This is a genomic window from Falsiroseomonas sp. RANM36, assembly GCF_056682175.1.
In genome coordinates this window covers 351109-354799 of record NZ_JBWXTD010000006.1, presented here as the reverse complement: position 1 = coordinate 354799, position 3691 = coordinate 351109, and the positions used below count along the sequence as shown (strand labels likewise).

The 3691-nt window shown below is 72.0% G+C and carries 4 protein-coding genes; 3 read left to right on the top strand and 1 reads right to left on the bottom strand.

All coding sequences use genetic code 11. The features are described from left to right. The 3 genes from AC1MIR_RS23220 to AC1MIR_RS23210 all read left to right on the top strand — a co-directional run. Window positions 1–212: hypothetical protein (locus tag AC1MIR_RS23220; protein WP_480030556.1), on the top strand; the 212-nt coding region annotated here is incomplete at its 5' end. Continuing rightward, window positions 143–2191, top strand: coding sequence for a phosphoenolpyruvate synthase (ppsA, locus tag AC1MIR_RS23215; RefSeq protein WP_480030555.1), 2049 nt, complete (start codon window positions 143–145; stop codon window positions 2189–2191). The genes AC1MIR_RS23220 and ppsA, both read left to right, overlap by 70 nt. Before the next feature lie 45 nt (window positions 2192–2236). Then, window positions 2237–2554, top strand: a complete 318-nt coding sequence (locus AC1MIR_RS23210; RefSeq protein WP_480030554.1) for a hypothetical protein — start codon at window positions 2237–2239, stop codon at window positions 2552–2554. A gap of 12 nt (window positions 2555–2566) precedes the next feature. On the opposite strand, the gene AC1MIR_RS23205 is transcribed toward AC1MIR_RS23210, so the two are convergent. Beyond that, the gene (locus AC1MIR_RS23205; protein WP_480030553.1) at window positions 2567–3607 is read right to left on the bottom strand and encodes an ABC transporter ATP-binding protein; all 1041 of its coding nucleotides are present in this window, start codon (window positions 3605–3607) and stop codon (window positions 2567–2569) included. Between the last annotated feature and the right edge of the window lie 84 nt (window positions 3608–3691).

Genomic DNA, 3691 nt, shown 5'->3' with positions numbered 1-3691 from the left:
CCTTCAGCCTGTCCAACCCCTATGTGGTGGTCGGCCTGCTGTTCGGCGGCCTGCTGCCCTATCTCTTCGGCGGCATGTCCATGACCGCGGTCGGGCGCCGCGGGCGGGCGGGGGGGGGGGGGGGGGGGCCCCCGCCGTCGCGGTGCGCAGCAGCGCCACCGCCGAGGACCTGCCGCAGGCGAGCTTCGCCGGCCAGCAGGAGACATTCCTGAACGTGCGCGGGGAGGAGGAGCTGCTGGACGCCTGCCGCCGCTGCTACGCCTCGCTCTTCACCGACCGTGCCATCAGCTACCGCAAGGCCCAGGGCTTCGACCATCTGCAGGTTGCGTTGTCGATCGGCGTGCAGGTGATGGTGCGGTCGGACCTGGCCGGGTCTGGCGTGATGTTCTCGATCGACACCGAGACGGGCTTTCCCGGCGCCGTGGTGATCAGCGCCGCCTGGGGCCTTGGCGAGACGGTGGTGCAGGGCACGGTGGATCCCGACAAATACCTGGTGTTCAAGCCGCTGCTGCAGGATCCGCGCTTCGCGCCGATCCTCGAGAAGACGCGCGGCGGCAAGGCGCGGAAGCTGGTCTATGCCACGGGCGGCAGCGCGCGTACGGCGCTGGTCGAGACGACGCGGCGCGAGCAGGACGCCTTCGTGCTGGAGGATGCCGAGATCCTCAGCCTGGCGCGCTGGGCGGCGGCGATCGAGCGGCATTACGGCCGGCCGATGGACATGGAATGGGCGAAGGACGGCGAGACTGGCGAACTGCACATCGTCCAGGCGCGGCCGGAGACGGTGCAGGCGCTGCGCGGCGCAGCCAGCCTGCGCACCTATCGCCTCAAGGATCGGCGCGCGCGGCCGCTGCTGACCGGCGCGGCGGTGGGCGATGCGATCGCCGCGGGCGAGGCCTGCGTGATCCGCGACGCCGGCGACATCGCCCGCTTCCGCGACGGCGCGATCCTCGTGACGGAATCCACCGACCCGGACTGGGTGCCGATCATGAAGCGCGCGGCCGGTATCGTCACCGATCATGGCGGCCCGACCAGCCATGCCGCGATCGTCAGCCGCGAGCTCGGCGTGCCCGCCGTGGTCGGCACGCAGCGCGGGACGACGGCGCTGCATGACGGGCAGGCGATCACGCTCTCCTGCGCGGAGGGCGACCAGGGACAGGTCTTCGACGGGCGGCTGGAGTTCACCGAGGCGGAGCTCGACCTCGGCGAGCTGCCGAGGACGCGCACGCACATGATGATCAATCTCGCGAACCCCGCCGCGGCGTTGCGCTGGTGGCGGCTCCCGGCCGATGGCGTCGGCCTGGCGCGGATGGAGTTCGTCATCAACGCCCATATCCGCATCCATCCGATGGCGCTGGTGCACCCCGACCGCGTGACGGATCCCGTGGCGCGGCGGGAGATCGATGCGCTGACGCGCGGCTTTGCGGACAAGACGGAATTCTTCGTGGACCGGCTCGCGCGCGGCATCGCCAAGCTCGCCGCGCCCTTCCATCCGAAGCCCGTGATCGTCCGCCTCAGCGATTTCAAGAGCAACGAATACGCGCATCTGCTTGGGGGCGAGGCCTTCGAGCCGGTGGAGGAGAACCCGATGCTCGGGCTGCGCGGCGCCTCGCGCTACTACAGCGAGCGGTACCGCGAGGGCTTCGCGCTGGAGTGCCGCGCGATCCGCCGCGTGCGGGAGGAGATCGGCCTCGACAACGTCGTGGTGATGGTGCCCTTCTGCCGCTCCCCGGCGGAAGCCGACCGCGTGCTGGCGGAGATGGCACGGCACGGGCTGGAGCGCGGGCGCGCGGGGCTCAAGGTGTTCGTGATGTGCGAGATCCCCTCGAACGTGATCCTGGCGGAGGAATTCGCCGCGCGCTTCGACGGCTTCTCCATCGGCTCGAACGACCTGACGCAGCTGGTGCTGGGCGTGGATCGCGATTCGGCGGAGCTGCGCGGGCTGTTCGACGAGCGCGACGCCGCGGTGAAGCGGATGATCGCGGACGTCATCACGCGCGCGCAGGCCTGCGGCGCCACCGTCGGCATCTGCGGCGAGGCGCCGAGCAATCACCCGGACTTCGCCGAATTCCTGGTGGAGCGCGGCATCGACTCCATGTCGCTCAATCCCGACAGCTTCGTGGGCACGGTGCGGCGCGTGGCGGACGCGGAGGCGCGGCTCGCGCAGCGCGGGAAGGCGGGAAGCAAGGGGTGACGTGACGTCGCCCGCTTAGGCAGGATCGCGAGGAGGGAGAAGACGATGACCGAGACGACGGCGCTCGCTGAAGTGGCTGCGGAACGCACGCGGCAGGACGCGCAATGGGGCGGCCCGACGCATGACGACCGGATGTCCACGGACGAGTTCGTGCAGCTGATCACCGACTATGCCGGATGGGCGCGGGTGAAGGCGCGGGAGGGATCGCCGGTGGAGGCGCGTCAGCGCCTGGTGCAGGTGGCGGCACTCGCGCTGGCTGCGGTGGAGAGCCTGGACCGGCGGGGCGGCCAGCGCCGCGACGCGGCGCCCGAGCCGCCGGCGGCCAGCCCGGCGCCGCGCAACGAGAGCCTGCGCTGGGAGTAGCTCCGCTGGGCGTCAGCCGCGCGGCGGGCGCAGCGGGATCACGCGCTCCATCCGGCAGCGCACCGCCTCTCCGCCGGCGAAGGCCGGGGCGGCGGCGGGTGCCACGACGAACAGCGTGCCGACCGCGGTCTCGACCTCGTATTCGCGGGTCTGGCCGAGGAACGCTGCACGCTGGATACGGCCCGGAAGGCCCTCGCCCTCGGCCAGCAACGTGATGGATTCCGGCCGCACGGCGAGCTGCGCCGGGCCGGCGGGATGGGCGCGCATGCGCGTGGCGAGCGCGACGCCGCCGAGCGCGATGCGGCCCTCACCGAGCACCTCGCCATCCAGCACATTCGCCTCGCCCATGAAGTCGGCGATGAAGGCGTCCGCCGGGTCCTCGTAGAGCTCGTTCGGCGTGCCCATCTGCGCGATCTTCCCCGCGCGCATCACGCAGACCAGGTCGGAGACGGCCAGCGCCTCCTGCTGGTCGTGGGTGACATAGACCACGGAAAGGCCGAGGCGCTTCTGCAGGTCGCGGATGTCCTCCCGCACGCGGCGGCGAAGGCGGGCATCGAGGTTGGACAGCGGCTCGTCGAACAGCAGCACCTGCGGCCGCAGCACCAAAGCACGCGCCACCGCGACGCGCTGCTGCTGGCCGCCGGAAAGCTCCGACGGCAGGCGCTGGCCGAGGCCTTCTAGTCCCAGCGTCTTGAGCATCGCCAGCGCGTCGGTCTCGGCCGCCGCCTTGCGCGCGCCGTTGACGACGAGGCCGTAGGCGACGTTCTCCAGCACGTTCATGTGGGGGAACAGCGCGTAGGATTGGAACACCATCGCGATGCGCCGCTCGGCCGCGGCGAGGCGGGTGACGTCGCGGCCCTCGATGGTGATGCGCCCCTCGGTCGGCAGTTCGAGGCCGGCGACGAGGCGCAGCGTGGTGGTCTTGCCGCAGCCGGACGGCCCGAGCAGCGTCACCAGCGCGCCCCGCGGCAGCGCGAAGGAGACCTCGTCCACCGCGCGCACCGCGCCGAAGGCCCTGGTCACGCGGTCGAAGGTGATGGCGGCGTCGGTCATCGCTGGCGTCTAGGCTCCGGCCCGGACCGGCGCGGCGGCGGGGGCGTTGCGCAGGCCGGGTGAGGCGGGCGCCGCGCGGCGACC